Source organism: Pseudomonas avellanae BPIC 631 (genome assembly GCF_000444135.1).
GTDB classification, from domain to species: domain Bacteria; phylum Pseudomonadota; class Gammaproteobacteria; order Pseudomonadales; family Pseudomonadaceae; genus Aquipseudomonas; species Aquipseudomonas avellanae.
Window position 1 is genome coordinate 1 of record NZ_ATDK01000539.1, and the last position, 473, is coordinate 473.

A 473-nucleotide genomic window follows, 5' to 3' on the forward strand; every position below is an offset into this window, starting at 1 on the left:
TGTTTTCGAAAAAATCAGCCACCAACTAACGGAAAATTCAAATCTTATCAATAGCTTAGCTTGCAGGTTATGGGTAACTTATTTCGAAAACAGTACACTAGCATAAAGATCGCGCCCGGTGAGCGGCCCTCTTACGACCGCATACCGCCTCACTGAAGAAGCCTTGGCTTGACTGCCCGAGAGCTAGGTCTCCGATCTCACGAGCGAGATCGTCTTCATCATCGATAACCGAACGAGATCCATGGCATAACATGCGATGTTTTTTACCGGCATAAGCGTCAACGGCATCCTCAGCCCGTTAAGGCCAACGTCCTTGCTGGCAAAATGCCTACCAAAATAGCTTTTTGCAAGGAGCTTTCGAGACACAGGCCTTGAACTGCCTGTTGGCGCTGATTGAAAACTGACCCACCCTGCCGATTGAAAATTGACCCAGGACGGATTGCTGATTTCTGTCCCAGCAATTGTGGATAAGC

The 473-nt window shown here is 48.4% G+C and carries 1 protein-coding gene; it reads right to left on the reverse strand.

From position 1 onward, the window contains the following. Positions 1 to 290: 290 nt before the first annotated feature. On the reverse strand, positions 291 to 473 hold a 183-nt coding region (locus DW49_RS1000000133455; RefSeq protein ID WP_206539583.1), incomplete at its 5' end, for a hypothetical protein.